This window comes from Thermochromatium tepidum ATCC 43061, from assembly GCF_009664085.1.
GTDB lineage: Bacteria > Pseudomonadota > Gammaproteobacteria > Chromatiales > Chromatiaceae > Thermochromatium > Thermochromatium tepidum.
This window is the reverse complement of sequence record NZ_CP039268.1, coordinates 470,633-484,741: the sequence shown is the minus strand read 5'-3', so window position 1 is coordinate 484,741 and position 14,109 is coordinate 470,633. Positions and strand designations below refer to the sequence as shown.

General features: G+C 65.1%; 13 protein-coding genes. 10 read left to right on the top strand and 3 right to left on the bottom strand.

The window, feature by feature from the left end:
• Positions 1-22: 22 nt before the first annotated feature.
• From E6P07_RS02265 to E6P07_RS02255, 3 genes are all read right to left on the bottom strand, one after another.
• A complete protein-coding gene (locus tag E6P07_RS02265; RefSeq protein WP_153974110.1) occupies positions 23-1,423 on the bottom strand; it encodes an NAD(P)(+) transhydrogenase (Re/Si-specific) subunit beta in 1,401 nt (466 codons plus the stop codon).
• A 12-nt stretch (positions 1,424-1,435) separates the two neighbouring features.
• Positions 1,436-1,735, bottom strand: a complete 300-nt coding sequence (locus E6P07_RS02260) for a proton-translocating transhydrogenase family protein (RefSeq protein ID WP_153974109.1) — start codon at positions 1,733-1,735, stop codon at positions 1,436-1,438.
• A gap of 126 nt (positions 1,736-1,861) precedes the next feature.
• Positions 1,862-2,959, bottom strand: a complete 1,098-nt coding sequence (locus E6P07_RS02255) for a Re/Si-specific NAD(P)(+) transhydrogenase subunit alpha (protein WP_153974108.1) — start codon at positions 2,957-2,959, stop codon at positions 1,862-1,864.
• A gap of 244 nt (positions 2,960-3,203) precedes the next feature.
• Here E6P07_RS02255 and prmA point away from each other — a divergent pair, with 244 nt between their 5' ends.
• The 10 genes from prmA to E6P07_RS02205 all read left to right on the top strand — a co-directional run bounded on the left by prmA (position 3,204) and on the right by E6P07_RS02205 (position 13,947).
• Entirely contained in the window at positions 3,204-4,079 is an 876-nt protein-coding gene (gene prmA / locus E6P07_RS02250; protein ID WP_153974107.1) for a 50S ribosomal protein L11 methyltransferase, read from the top strand.
• A gap of 12 nt (positions 4,080-4,091) precedes the next feature.
• Positions 4,092-4,424 (top strand): hypothetical protein, encoded by a 333-nt coding sequence (locus tag E6P07_RS02245; protein WP_153974106.1) that lies wholly within the window; start codon positions 4,092-4,094, stop codon positions 4,422-4,424.
• Between the two features lie 185 nt (positions 4,425-4,609).
• Positions 4,610-5,626: a tRNA dihydrouridine synthase DusB gene (dusB, locus tag E6P07_RS02240; RefSeq protein WP_153974105.1), complete on the top strand. Its 1,017-nt coding sequence runs from the start codon at positions 4,610-4,612 to the stop codon at positions 5,624-5,626.
• An 11-nt stretch (positions 5,627-5,637) separates the two neighbouring features.
• Complete coding sequence (locus E6P07_RS02235; protein ID WP_343031241.1) at positions 5,638-5,931, top strand: helix-turn-helix domain-containing protein; 294 nt, start codon at positions 5,638-5,640, stop codon at positions 5,929-5,931.
• A 125-nt stretch (positions 5,932-6,056) separates the two neighbouring features.
• Positions 6,057-7,604, top strand: a complete 1,548-nt coding sequence (gene purH, locus E6P07_RS02230; protein WP_153974103.1) for a bifunctional phosphoribosylaminoimidazolecarboxamide formyltransferase/IMP cyclohydrolase — start codon at positions 6,057-6,059, stop codon at positions 7,602-7,604.
• Positions 7,605-7,694: 90 nt separating this feature from the next.
• A complete protein-coding gene (gene lpxA / locus E6P07_RS02225; protein WP_153974102.1) occupies positions 7,695-8,513 on the top strand; it encodes an acyl-ACP--UDP-N-acetylglucosamine O-acyltransferase in 819 nt (272 codons plus the stop codon).
• A complete protein-coding gene (purD, locus tag E6P07_RS02220) occupies positions 8,510-9,799 on the top strand; it encodes a phosphoribosylamine--glycine ligase (protein ID WP_153974101.1) in 1,290 nt (429 codons plus the stop codon). Before lpxA ends, purD begins: the two co-directional genes overlap by 4 nt.
• A gap of 23 nt (positions 9,800-9,822) precedes the next feature.
• A complete protein-coding gene (locus tag E6P07_RS02215) occupies positions 9,823-11,442 on the top strand; it encodes a tetratricopeptide repeat-containing response regulator (RefSeq protein WP_153974100.1) in 1,620 nt (539 codons plus the stop codon).
• A 4-nt stretch (positions 11,443-11,446) separates the two neighbouring features.
• Positions 11,447-12,130, top strand: a complete 684-nt coding sequence (locus E6P07_RS02210) for a sensor histidine kinase (RefSeq protein WP_153974099.1) — start codon at positions 11,447-11,449, stop codon at positions 12,128-12,130.
• Entirely contained in the window at positions 12,118-13,947 is a 1,830-nt protein-coding gene (locus E6P07_RS02205; protein WP_153974098.1) for a vWA domain-containing protein, read from the top strand. The genes E6P07_RS02210 and E6P07_RS02205 overlap by 13 nt, the downstream gene beginning before the upstream one ends.
• Positions 13,948-14,109 lie beyond the last annotated feature (162 nt).

Genomic DNA, 14,109 nt, shown 5'->3' with positions numbered 1-14,109 from the left:
CTGGCGCTGGAGGCGAACCAGCTCAATGCCCTCCGCCCTTGAGCGCCGTATTCATCCCCTCGATGGTGTCCTTGGCGTCGCCGAACACCAGATAGGTGTTGTCCTGATAGAACAGCAGGTTGTCGACGCCTGAATACCCCGGGCGCATCGAGCGCTTGAGGAAATAGACCTGACGCGCGCGCCCGGCCTCGAGGATCGGCATGCCGTAGATGGGGCTGGTCGGGTCCTCCTTGGCGGCTGGATTGACCACGTCATTGGCCCCGACCACCAGTACCACGTCGGTCCCTGGAAACTCGGGGTTGATCTCATCCATCTCCAGCACCTGATCGTAGGGGATGTCGGCCTCGGCCAGCAGCACGTTCATGTGCCCCGGCATGCGCCCCGCGACCGGGTGGATCGCGAACTTGACCTCGACCCCGCGCGCCCCGAGCAGCTCGGACAGCTCCTTGAGCGCATGTTGGGCCTGCGCGACGGCCATGCCATAGCCGGGCACGATGATGACCTTGTTTGCGTCCTCGATCCAATAGACCACATCCTCGATCGCGGCCGACTTGATGCCCTTTTCCGCCGCCTGGGCGCCTGTGCTATCGCCTGAGCCGCCATCGGAGCCGAAACCCCCGAAGACGACATGGAGGATCGAGCGGTTCATCGCCCTGCACATGATGAAGGACAGGATCGCGCCCGAGCAGCCGACGATGGCGCCGACGATGATCAGCAGAGGGTTGTGTAGCGTGAATCCGGTCGCCGCCGCCGCCCAGCCCGAATAGCTGTTGAGCATCGAGATGATGACCGGCATGTCCGCCCCGCCGATCGGGATGATCAGGGTCACGCCGATGACGAGCGCCAGCACCGTCATCAGGGCCAGAGAGACTAGGCTACCGGTCATAGCGAAATGCAACGCCAGCGCAATGGTCAGTGCGCCGATGACCGCATTGAGCAGATGCTGGCCTCTGAACTTGACCGGCGCCCCTGAGAGCAGCCCCTGGAGCTTGCCAAAGGCGATGACCGAGCCGGTGAAGGTGATGGCGCCGATCACCACGCCCGCCGAGATCTCGCCCATCAGGACGGCATTCAGCTGACCGGCGGCGTCCTTGCTCAGAAAGGTACCGATCCCGACCAGCACCGCCGCCAGACCCACGAAGCTGTGCAGTGCCGCGACCAGTTGTGGCATGGCCGTCATCTGGATGCGCATCGCGACGCCGGACCCGAGGATGGCGCCGCCCGCGATCCCGGCGAGGATGAAGCCGTAGGACTGCACCTCACGCGCGAGCAGGGTGGCGACGACGGCGATGACCATGCCGAGCATGGCGTACAGATTGCCGCGCCGCGCGCTCGCCGGATGGGTCAGCCCCTTGAGGCCGAGGATGAACAGGATCGCCGCGACCAGATAGGCCAGCGCCTGATGATTGACCGTGAATTCCATCGCTGTCCGCCCTTAGTGCTTTTTCTTCTTGAACATCGACAGCATCCGGTGCGTGACCAGAAAGCCGCCGAAGACGTTGATCGAGGCCAGCAGTACGGCGACGAAGCCGATCGACTGGATCAACAGTCCGGCCTGCGGATCGCCCGCGACCAGGAGCGCGCCGATCAGGACGATGCCGGAGATGGCATTGGTGAGCGCCACCAGTGGCGTATGCAGCGAGGGCGTGACGCCCCAGATCACCCAGTAGCCGATGAAACAGGCCAGGACGAAGACATAGAGGGCGATCAACGAGGGATCGAGTGCCTCAGACATGTATGTGACTCCTGATATGAGGCGGATCGCGCCTTGAGTAAAAAAACGCAACCGGCCAGGATGCTGTTGGCCCCTCCCCCCTCGCGGAGAGGGATTCGGGAAAGGGGGTCAGGGTATGCAAGTCGTTCAAGAGACCGCCTGGACCAGCATGGCCGCCGTGATGTCGTCGGCGGTTAGATCCTTGAGTTTCGGACCGGACGCGCCACACTCGAACATGATCTCGATCAGATTGAGCAGGTTGCGCGCATAGAAGGCGCTCGCATCCGCCGGGACCAAGGCCGGGAAGTTGGTCAGACCGACCAGGGTGACACCATGACGCTCGACGATCGCGTCGGCGACGGTGAGCGGACAGTTGCCGCCACTGGCCGCCGCCAGATCGACGATGACCGAGCCGGGGCGCATCTGCCGGACCACGTCCTCGGTCACCAGCACAGGCGCGCGGCGGCAGGGGATGAGCGCCGTGGTGACGATGATATGCGCCTTGGCCAGCACGTCGGCGAGTGCGGCCTGCTGGCGCGCCTTGGCCTCGTCGGAGAGTTCACGGGCATAGCCGCCCTCCCCCGCGCCGCTCTCGCCGAGATCGAGATCGATCGGCTTGGCACCGAGCGAGAGGATCTGCTCGCGCGTCTCGGGGCGCACGTCATAGGCGTAGACATCCGCGCCTAAGCGGCGTGCCGTGGCGATCGCCTGAAGTCCGGCCACACCCGCGCCCAGCACCACCACCCGCGCCGGCTTGGCCGAACCGGCCGAGGTCATCATCATCGGCAGGAAGCGCCCATAGCGCGCGGCGGCCTCGATCACGGCGCGATAGCCGGCAATGTTGCTCTGCGAAGACAGCACGTCCATCGCCTGGGCGCGTGAGGTACGCGGCATCCGCTCCAACGCCAGGACGCGCATCCCCTTGGCCAGTAGGCGCGACAGGATCGCGTCCTCGCCGCAGGATTCGAGCAGACCGATGTAGAGTCCGCCGGCGCGCATGGCCTCGACCTCGGTTTCGTCCGGACGGCGGACCCTGAGCAGCAGGTCGACGTCATAGGCGCCGGCACGGTCGGTCAGACTAGCGCCGGCCGCCTCGTAATCGGCATCCGGATAGCCGGCACGCACCCCGGCGCCGCGCTCGACCACGACCGCAAACCCCTGGTCGACCAGTTTCTTCACGACCTCGGGCGTCGAGGCCACGCGCCTCTCGCCTGGGCGAGTCTCCAACGGAATTCCAATCTTCATGCTAACGATTCGCCCCTGTTGTGGTGTGCCACCCCCTGGGCGGCAAAATGCGCGCATTATCCCGAGCGCATTGGTCGATCGCAACTTGTTAATATTCCGAAGTCTTCGCCCTGTCTCGGGGACGGTCGCGGCGCCTGTCGATGTTGCGACTTCCGCCATGCGCTCGATACGGCACTGAACGCCGACAGCCGAACAGGCTACAATCGCGCGCTTTGATCGTCGCACCCAACCCTGGTCCGACTTCATGCCCTGGCTACAACTTGCCTTCGATGTTCCGCGCGATCAGGCGGATGACTTTGAACATTACCTGGAACTGGCCGGGGCACTCTCGGTCACGCTCGGCGACGCGGGCGACGAGCCGCAGCTCGAACCGGGTCCGGGCGAGACGCCGCTGTGGTCGGTGGTGACGATTACGGCGCTGTTTGAGAGCGATCCGGAGAGCGCGGCCCGGGTCGAGCGTCTGGCGCTGGACCTGACCGCGCGTCTCGGTGAACGCCCGTGCATCCAGCGCATCGAGGATCAGGTCTGGGAGCGCGTCTGGCTCGAGACCTTCAAGCCGACCCGCTTCGGTCGGCGGCTGTGGGTCTGTCCGCATGGTCAGCCGCCCGGCGACCCCGAGGGTGTGGTCGTGGCGCTCGATCCGGGGCTGGCCTTCGGCACCGGGCATCATGCGACCACGGCGCTCTGTCTGGAATGGCTCGACGGTGCGGATCTGGCCGGCAAGACCGTGCTCGACTTCGGCTGCGGCTCGGGGATTCTGGCCATCGCCGCACTCAAGCTCGGCGCCGCGCGCGCCATCGCGGTCGATCACGATCCCCAGGCGCTCACGGCCACGCACGACAATGCGCTGGCCAATGGCGTGCTCGACCGGCTGGAGATCTTCGCGCCCGAGTCGTTCACCGATCCGAGCGTCGATGTCGTGCTGGCCAACATCCTCGCCGGCCCGCTGATCGCGCTGGCGCCGCGTCTGAGTGCGATGCTGGTTCCAGGCGGCGATCTGGTGCTCTCGGGCGTGCTCACCGGGCAGGTCGAGTCGGTCAGTGCCGCCTATGCCGAGCGCGTGAGGCTCGCTGCACCGCGTATCCGCGACGATTGGGCCTTGATCTCGGGACGCCGATGATCGCCTACCGGTGTGGCCGTCGAGTTTACCCACCACCTCGAGACGGCGAAGGACGACTACGGCAAGGGCCTTTTCGTGGTGCGCAACGCCGCAGCCAGCACCGATGAGGTCGTGACGGTGGCGAGCTTTCTCGATGCCTACGGCAACAACGCCACCTACGGTAACAAGGCCACGCACTATTTTCTGATCAACGTCGGTACCAGCGACATGGCGCTCTACTACTTCCGAGACGACACGGGCGCCGACAACCGCGTCGTTCCCGATGAGCTCACGCCAATCGTCCGCTTTGTTGGTGTGCGCACCGAGCAGCTGACCGAACTCGACATCCTGCAAAGCTTCACCTAACCCATCTCCATGCAGGTACAGCGTACCCGGCGACATATCGATGTCCTCGCTCCACGTCAAACAAGTGGATGTCCGAACGTCCCAGGCACTCGGGGTTAAATCCGTGTAACCTTGATAAAGACCCGCCGTTGTTCAAATTCCGATACGTCGATGCGTGCGGCCACGTCCACGAGAAAGAAACATCCGTGTCCACCTTGATCCGCCCCTTCCAGATCGGCCCCCATCGGCTCGCCAACAACCTGATCCTGGCCCCCATGGCCGGGATCACCGACCGCCCGTTCCGCACACTATGCCGGCGACTCGGCGCCGGACTGGCCGTGGCCGAGATGGTCGCCGCCAACACCGCGCTCTGGGGCAGTCGCAAGTCGCTGCGCCGGCTCGACTATCGCGACGAGTCGGGACCGATCTCGGCGCAGATCGTCGGGTCCGACCCTGCCCAAATGGCCGAGGCCGCGCGGCTCAACGTCGAGCTGGGCGCGCACATCATCGACATCAACATGGGCTGTCCGGCCAAGAAGGTGTGCCGTGTCGCTGCCGGTTCGGCCCTGCTGCGCGACGAGACGCGCGTGGCGCGCATCCTGGAGGCCGTGGTCGCGGCCGTCGCAGTGCCGGTAACGCTCAAGATCCGCACCGGATGGTCACCCGCGGAGCGCAACGCCGTGCGCATCGCCCGGATCGCGCGCGAGTCGGGCATCGCCGCCCTGACCGTGCATGGACGCACCCGTGCCTGCACCTATGGGACCCCGGCTGAATACGACACACTCCGTGCCATCCGCGCCTTCGTGGACATCCCGCTCATCGCCAACGGCGACATCGCCTCGGCGCAAGATGCCCGCCGCGTCCTGGACTACACGGGAGCGGATGCTATCATGATCGGCCGCGCGGCCCAGGGACGCCCCTGGATCTTCGGCGACATCGCCGCTGGGCTGGCCTCCGGGCCTGTGCATCCGTCTGAATCGCCGAATGCGCCACGCCACTGGATCAAAGACATCCTGAGAGAACATCTCGAATCGCTCTATGCCTTCCATGGCGATTACGCCGGGGTGCGGATCGCGCGCAAGCACATCGCTTGGTACTGCCGGCATCTGCCTGGCGCGGCGCGCTTCCGGGATACCATCAACACAATCGAGTCGGCGAGCGAGCAACTCCGGCTTGCGCTTGCTTTCCTCGATCGAGACCACGACGATTACGCCCGACCATGACGAGTGAGGCCGTGCCCACCCCATTTGAACTGCCACCAGCAGTGACCGGACTCGCCCCCGACGATCATCGGCACGCCGCACCCCTGAGCCAGTGCGTGCGCGCCGCCGTCGAGGCCTATCTCACCCACATGGCCGGACACGAGATCGAGGATCTCTACGATCTGGTCATGCAGGAGGTCGAACGCCCGCTGTTCGAGCTGGTGCTGCACCACACCCGGGGCAATCTCAGCCAGGCGGCGCGCCTCCTCGGCCTGACGCGCAATACGCTGCGCAAACGGCTCAAGGCCCACGGCCTCGACCGTTGAGGTCTGTCCTAAAATCCATGGGGTCAAGGCGGCGAATGTTGCCTGATCGCAACCAAGTCGTCGCACCTCGATCCCGAACGCCTCGCGAAGCCCTATCCCTAAACCCATGGAATCCGGACCATCCGATGCAGCCCATTCGACGCGCCCTGATCAGTGTCTCCGATAAAACGGGGTTACTCGACTTTGCCCGTGTGCTCGCCGCGCGCGGTGTCGAGATCCTCTCCACCGGCGGCACCGCCCGCCTTCTGGCCGACAACGGTCTGACCGTGGTCGAGGTCTCCGACCACACCGGCTTCCCCGAGATGATGGACGGGCGCGTCAAGACCCTGCACCCGCGCATCCACGGCGGCATCCTGGGCCGACGCGGGATCGACGACGCCGTCATGGCCGAATACGGCATCCCACCGATCGATCTGGTGGTGGTCAATCTCTATCCCTTCGAGCAGAGGGTCGCCGACCCCGACTGCGACCTGGAGACGGCGATCGAGCACATCGACATCGGTGGCCCGACCCTGCTGCGCGCGGCAGCCAAGAACTATGCCGGCGTCGCCGTGGTGGTGGATGCCGCCGACTACACGCGCGTGGCCACCGAGATCCAGGCCACGGGCGGGGTGAGCGCGGCGACCCGCCTCGACCTGGCGGCCAAGGTGTTCGAGCACACCGCCCGCTATGACGGCGCCATCGCCAACTATCTGTTGGCCCGTACCGAGGCCGGCTTCCCGCGCACCCTGACGCTGCAATTCAAGCGCCGGCAGACGCTGCGCTATGGCGAAAATCCCCACCAGCGTGCGGCCTTCTATGTCGAGCATCGGGTCAAAGCGGTGGGGATCGCCACCGCGACCCAGCTCCAGGGCAAGGAGCTGTCCTATAACAATATCGCCGACACCGATGCCGCACTCGAGTGCGTCAAGCAGTTCGATGAGGCCCCGGCCTGCGTCATCGTCAAGCACGCCAACCCCTGTGGTGTGGCGCTCGGCGCGACCCTGAGCGAGGCCTATGACCGCGCCTACGCGACCGATCCCGAATCGGCCTTCGGCGGCATCATCGCCTTCAATCGCGAACTCGACGCCGCGACCGCGCGCGCCATCGTCGAGCGTCAGTTCGTCGAGGTCATCGTCGCCCCACGCATCTCGGACGCGGCGCGCGCGGCGCTCGCCGCCAAGCCGAACCTGCGTCTGCTCGTCTGCGGCGACTGGAGCAGCGAACCGGACGATCGGCTCGACTTCAAACGCGTCACCGGCGGTCTACTGGTCCAGGACGCCGACCTGGGCCTGACCGACCAGGTCCGCACCGTGACCGAGCGCGTCCCGACCGAGGACGAGCTGGCCGATCTGCTCTTTGTCTGGCGCGTGGCCAAGTTCGTCAAGTCCAACGCCATCGTCTATGGGCGCGCGCGCCAGACCCTCGGGATCGGCGCCGGTCAGATGAGCCGGGTGAACTCGGCGCGCATCGCCGCCATCAAGGCCGAGCAGGCGGGTTTGAGCCTGGCCGGGGCGGTGATGGCCTCGGATGCCTTCTTCCCCTTCCGCGACGGTATCGACCAGGCCGCCGCTGCCGGCATCCGGGCCGTGATCCAGCCCGGCGGCTCGCTGCGCGATGCCGAGGTCATCGCCGCCGCCAACGCGCATGGCATGGCGATGGTCCTCACCGGAATGCGTCACTTCAGGCATTGATTCAGCGATCGGCCTCCAGCGCTCTGCCTCCAGTCAGTGCACCCCGACTGTCAGCTGGTCGCTGGAAGCTGACTGCTGGAGCCCCAAAAGATGCGTATCCACCCAACAGCCATCATCGAGGACGGTGCCCAGGTGCACGAGAGCGTGACGATCGGGCCCTATTCGATCATCGAATCCGGGGCCGTCGTCGGCGAGGGCTGCCGGATCGAGAGCCATGTGCGTATCTTCGGCGTCACCCGGATGGGGGCCTACAACCGCGTCTGTCACGGCGCGACCCTGGGGTCCGAGCCGCAGGATCTGCGTTTTACGCCCGAGAAGGCGCGACCGCTGATCATCGGCGATCACAATCACTTTAAGGAGTGCGTCAACATCAGCGGCGGGGTCAAGTCCGAGGACGGCACCCGGATCGGCAACCACAATTATTGGATGGCCTTCAGCCATGCCGGACACGATTGCATCGTCGGCGACCACAATATTTTCGCCAACACCGCGACCCTGGCCGGGCATGTCGAGGTCGGCGATCATTGTTTTTTGTCCGGGCAGGTCGCGGTCCATCAATTCTGCCGTATCGGGTCCTATGTCATGATCGGTGGTGTGACCGGCGTGGCCCAGGATGTGCCGCCCTATCTGCTTGCCGCCGGTCAGCGTGCGCGTCTGATCGGGCTCAATGTGGTTGGCCTGAGGCGTCATGGTTTCAGTCAGGCGCAGCGCACACGCATCAAACAGGTCTATCGCCTGATCCTGCGTTCTGGTCTGCGCCTGGAGGAGGGTCTAGCGCGCGCCGAGGCCGAATACCCCGGACCCGAGACCGCGCGGATCCTCGCCTTCATCCGTGCCAGCCGGCGCGGTATCGTATCCTTCGCGCGCGAGGCGACCCAACCCCAGAGTGGAGCAATAGACGAGCGATGAAGATCTTGATTGTAGGCAGTGGTGGGCGCGAGCACGCACTAGCCTGGAAGGCGGCCCAATCCCCCCTGGCCGAGCAGGTGTTCGTGGCGCCTGGTAATGGCGGTACGGAGACCGAACCCGGTGTGGAGAACGTCGCCATCGCCGCCGACGACATCGCCGGATTGGTCGAGTTCGCGCGCCGCGAATCGATCGATCTGACCATCGTGGGCCCCGAGGCGCCGCTGGTACTGGGCCTGGCCGACGCCTTCGCCGAGGCGGGTCTGGCCTGTTTCGGACCGCGCCGGGCCGCGGCCCAGATCGAAGGCTCCAAGGCGTTTGCCAAGGATTTCCTACGCCGCCACGGCATCCCGACCGCCGACTATGGCATCTTCACCGAACTGGAGCCGGCGCTTGACTATCTGCGTCAGGTCGGCGCGCCCGTGGTGGTCAAGGCCGACGGGCTGGCCGCCGGCAAGGGCGTGATCCTCGCGCACGACCAGGCCACGGCCGAGTCCGCCGTGCGCGACATGCTGGGTGGACGGTTCGGACGTGCCGGGGCGCGCGTCGTGATCGAGGCGTTCCTCGACGGCGAGGAGACGAGCTTCATCGCCATGGTCGATGGCCGGCACATCCTGCCGTTGGCCTCCTCCCAAGACCACAAGGCGCGCGATGACGGCGATCGCGGTCCGAACACCGGGGGTATGGGTGCCTATTCGCCCGCCCCCGTCGTCACACCCGAGATCCACGAGCGCATCCTACGCGAGGTGATGGAGCCTGCGGTCGCCGGTCTGGCCACCGAGGGTCGGCCCTATCTGGGCTTTCTCTATGCCGGGCTCATGATCGGAGCGGATGGAACGCCCAGGGTGCTGGAGTTCAACTGTCGCCTCGGCGACCCCGAGACCCAGCCGCTCCTGATGCGGCTTCGGTCCGACCTGGTCGAACTCTGTCTGGCCGCGCTCGACGGGCGACTCGACCAGGTCAGGGCCGACTGGGACGCCCGCGCCGCGCTCGGCGTGGTGATGGCCGCCGGCGGCTATCCGGACGATTATGACCGGGGGCATGTCATCCGTGGCCTGGATACGGTACCCTTGACGCTGGCCAAGGTCTTTCATGCCGGGACCAGGCGCGAGGGCGACGCCATCCTGACCAACGGCGGGCGCGTGCTGTGCGTCACGGCGCTCGGCGCCACTGTGGCCGAGGCCCAGCGGCTGGCCTATCAGGGCGTTGACCGCATCCACTGGACCGGGGCCTTCTGTCGCCATGACATCGGCTATCGCGCCATCGCGCGCGAAGGATCCCGAACTTGAGCTAGGACAACGAGCAGACCGAGATGGCGGACGCCTTTACAGCCAAGAGCTTTCTGGTCGTCGATGATTTCGCCGACATGCGTTCGGCGATCAAGGGTATCCTGATCTCACTCGGGGTCACCCGCATCGATCAGGCCAACAACGGCAAGGAGGCGATCGCCAAGCTCCAGAACAAGCACTTCGACGTCATCCTGTGCGACTACAATCTCGGCCCCGGCAAGGACGGCCAGCAGGTGCTCGAAGAGGCCCGTCATCGTCGGCTCATCGGCGTTGACACCATCTTCATCATGATCACGGCCGAGAACACACGTGAGATGGTGATGGGTGCCGTTGAGTATGCCCCCGACAGCTATCTCTCCAAGCCCTTCACCAAGGAGCTCTTGCGGACCCGCCTGACCAAGCTCTTCGAACGCAAGGCCGATCTGACCAAGGTCAATGAAGCACTCATGGCCAAGGACACCGCGGCGGCGATTCGCGAGCTTGATGCCCTGATCGCTGCCAAGCCACGCAATCTCGGCGAGCTGCTCAAGCTCAAGAGCGAGCTCTGCATCGACTCGAGCCGACTCGACGAGGCCATGGCCACCCTGGAACAGGTGCTGGCCATCCGCGAGATGCCCTGGGCAAGGCTCGGGATCGGCAAGATCCAGTTCCAGAGAAAACAATACGATCAGGCGCTAGAGACCTTCCGGCATCTGACCGAGCAGGAACCCAACTTCATCGCCGCCTATGACTGGCTGGCCAAGACTCAGGTGGCCAAGCGTCGGTTCGCTGAGGCCGAAGAGACGCTGCGCCTCGCCGTCCGGCTCTCGCCGCGCGGCATCCAGCGCCAACACACCCTCGGCGAGCTCGCGCTAAACAACGGTCATACCGAGATCGCCGAGGGCGCCTATGAGCAGGCGGTGACCCTGGCCAAGCATTCGGTCCTCAACCACCCGGCGCTCTTCGCTGGACTGGCCAACAGCAAATCGGCCAACGGCAAGTACGATGAGGCCCTGAAGGTTACAGCCGAGATCAACAAGGTCTTCCCCGATCGGCCTGAGGCTAGCTTCTACGCGGCGAGCGCCACTGCGCTGGTCAAGACCCGCCAGGGCGACAAGGCCGGCGCCGAGGCTGCGCTCGCCGAGGCCGAGCAGGTGCTCGCGCAGCTCAACGAGACGGTCCATGCGTCTGAGCACGCGCTCGAGATGGCCAAGACCTATGCCGGACTCGGGCGCGCCGACAAGGCCACGGCGCTCCTGCGCCAGGTCATCGCCAACAATCACGACGATGACGAGACCCTGAACCGGGTCGTGCAACTGTGCCAGGAATCCGGTCTGGATTATGATGCCGAGACAGCCATCCAAGAGGTGCAACGCGACGTCGTCAAGACCAACAACGAGGGTGTGCGCCTGATCAAGCAAGGCGAGTTCGAGGCGGCCATCCAGCTCTTGACCCAGGCCGCCAACGAGATGCCGGGCAACAAGACCATCAATCTCAATGCCGCCAAGGCCATCCTCATGTACATGGAGCGCCGGGGCGTCACCGAAGAGGGACTGCGAACCGTGCGTTGCTATATCGACCGCGTCCAGTCACTGGCGCCCGACGACTGGCGGCTCGCGGATGTGAATGCACGTCTGCGCAAACTCACCACCACTAAGGGTTAAGCCGATGGATAGCCTGGACTTCTCCGACATCCTCGCTTCATCGATCCATGACATCAAGAATTCGCTCAGTCTGATCCTGACCAATCTCGAGGATCTGATCAACAATCCCGACAACCATATCGCCAACCCGCGCCAGGCCAGCCTGCTCCAGCATGAGGCCCGCCGCGCCAACAACAACCTCATCCAGCTCCTGACACTCTACAAGCTCGGTCAACGTCAACTGGCCATGCGCGTGACCGTCAACAATCTCGCCGACTTCCTCGAGGAGGTCGTCGCCGAGAACCTGTCGGTGTGCCGGACACTGGACCTTGAATTGAGCTGTCGCTGCGACCCAGATCTCGAGGGCTATTTCGACCTCGAGCTGGTGCGCGGCGTGCTCGACAGCACCATCGGCAACGCCCGGCGCTACGCTCGCTCACAGATCGAAATCAGCGCAGATCAGGAGGACGATTTCCTGGTGATCCGCGTCGAGGACGATGGTGTAGGTTTTCCACCCGCCCTTCTCAACCTGCTGGAATACGGGACGGGTCGGCAGGGGGATAGCCTCAACCCGGGCCGTACCCAGCTCGGACTCTATTTTGCCTCCCGGATCGCCCAATTGCACCGAAACGGCGCGCGTCAGGGTCGAATCCAGTTGCGCAACGGCCATCACCTGCCCGGAGGCTGTTTCGAGCTGTGGCTCCCTTGAACCAACGGCGATTCCTGGCCGCACTCGCACTGCTGTGGTCGATTGCGGTCCAGATCGCGCTGGCGGCGCCACCCGATGTCCGGTTAGTCATCGATGTCTCAGGCAGCATGCGTCAGACCGATCCGCGGAATCTGCGCGTGCCGGCCTTGCAGATCGTCAACGAGCTCATCCCTCCAGGCTCCATCTGCGGCGTCTGGCTGTTCGCCGAGCAGACCGAGGTTCTGGTGGCGCCAGCCCAGGTCGATGCGGCTTGGAAGAAGCAGCTCGCCGGGCGCCTAACGCGCATCCATTCGCGCGGACTCTTCACCGACATCGAGGGCGCCATCCGGACAGCAACCCAGGACTGGAGCAAGGCCCCGCCCGAGGGCGAGCGCCATCTGATCCTCCTGACCGACGGACTGGTCGATGTCTCCAAGGATCCAGCAGACAGTGCCGCCTCGCGCGAGCGTATCCTCACCGAGCAGATCGAGTCGCTCAGGTCCATGGGTGTCAAGGTCCACCCCATCGGTCTCTCCGATCAGATCGATGAGCCGCTCATGCGGCTGCTCGCGACCCAGACCGGAGGCTGGATGGAGATCGTCCAGGAGGCTGCCCTGCTACAGCGTGTCTTCTTGCGCGTGCTCGAACAGAGCGCCCCGCCGACCACGGTGCCGATCCAGGGCAATCGCTTTCAGATCGACGACCAGGTCCGGGAATTCACGCTGCTCGCCTTTCGCCCCGAGGGCGGTCAAAGCCAGTTGACGACACCCGACGGCGAGCGTATCCGCGCCGATCGGCCTGCGCCTGGGGTGGTCTGGCGCAGCGAGGCCGGCTATGACTTGGTGACGATCTCCAACCCCAAACCCGGTCAGTGGCGGATCCGCGGCGTCGAGGATCCGGACAACCGGGTCGTGATCCTGACCGATCTCGGCATCGAGGTCGCCCCTGTCCCGAATGCAGTCGGGCTCGGCGAGTCACCCAAACTCGAAAGCTGGCTCACCGATCACAATCAGCAGGTCACCCGGCCCGAGGTGGTTGGGGTGCTCAGCGCCAAGGTCATCGTCACCTCGGCGCCCGAAACGCCCCTGCCGCAGCCGGCCTCGGGGGCCATTCCTGCCACCGAAGCGGGTCTCGCCCCACCCACCCCGGGGGATCAGACCCTGGCGACGGACGAACGGATCATGGTGCTCGATGCCGCCAATGCACGTTTTTCGACCCTCCTCGAGACCCAGCGGCTGACGCCCGGGTTCTATCGTCTAGATTTCGTCATCGACGGCGGCAGCTTCCAGCGCCAGCTCAGCCGACACCTGAAGATCAAGGGCGCGCCACTGGGGATCAACTATGAGCGCAAACAACCGAGCGAGGCCGACCCGCAAGCGGCCATGCTGTTGCAGCTCAGGGCCGAGCCCGATCTGGTCGATCCGAGCAGCCTATCTGGCTATCTGCTCGCCCGCGGACCCGAGGGCTGGACCGAGGTCGTCGAGATCACCAAGGGCAAACGCTTCCCACTGACCGTCAAGATCCCGATTCAGCAGCCCGGCGAATATCAGGTCACCAGCCACTTCATGGGGCTTGGCCTGACCGGCGAGCCCATCGAGGTCAAGCCCGAACCCGGTGTCCTGAACTTCGATTTCGCGCCTCCACCGCAGCCCACTGCCCCGGGCCCGGAGGGGTCCATCTCCTGGGGCTGGCTCTTCATCTATGTCCTCGGTGGCAATGTATGGATCGGTGCCCTGCTCGCCCTGACCTGGTGGCTGATGACGCGCGCCCGGTCGCCCCGCGACCGCACTGGTGCCGGGGCCTCCAAGACGAAGGGCGCGGGGAGGACGCGCGCGTAAACAACCCTCGACTGAAGTCGAAGGCTTTATTGTGAGACGCAGCAAACATGGTTGACCACATCCCCAACATTGGGCGTGTTTACAGCCGCCCTTGGCAGCGGGGCCCCGCTGCCAATCCGGGCAAGGTTTCGACTGGCGTTACAGTCGGCGTGCGCCCGGAGA

Coding starts and splice junctions, on each gene's coding strand:
- purH (WP_153974103.1), top strand. CDS start 6,057: ATGCAGCCCATTCGACGCGCCCTGATCAGTGTCTCCGATAAAACGGGG.
- E6P07_RS02215 (WP_153974100.1), top strand. CDS start 9,823: ATGGCGGACGCCTTTACAGCCAAGAGCTTTCTGGTCGTCGATGATTTC.
- lpxA (WP_153974102.1), top strand. CDS start 7,695: ATGCGTATCCACCCAACAGCCATCATCGAGGACGGTGCCCAGGTGCAC.
- E6P07_RS02265 (WP_153974110.1), bottom strand. CDS start 1,423: ATGGAATTCACGGTCAATCATCAGGCGCTGGCCTATCTGGTCGCGGCG.
- prmA (WP_153974107.1), top strand. CDS start 3,204: ATGCCCTGGCTACAACTTGCCTTCGATGTTCCGCGCGATCAGGCGGAT.
- E6P07_RS02255 (WP_153974108.1), bottom strand. CDS start 2,959: ATGAAGATTGGAATTCCGTTGGAGACTCGCCCAGGCGAGAGGCGCGTG.
- E6P07_RS02210 (WP_153974099.1), top strand. CDS start 11,447: ATGGATAGCCTGGACTTCTCCGACATCCTCGCTTCATCGATCCATGAC.
- E6P07_RS02260 (WP_153974109.1), bottom strand. CDS start 1,735: ATGTCTGAGGCACTCGATCCCTCGTTGATCGCCCTCTATGTCTTCGTC.
- purD (WP_153974101.1), top strand. CDS start 8,510: ATGAAGATCTTGATTGTAGGCAGTGGTGGGCGCGAGCACGCACTAGCC.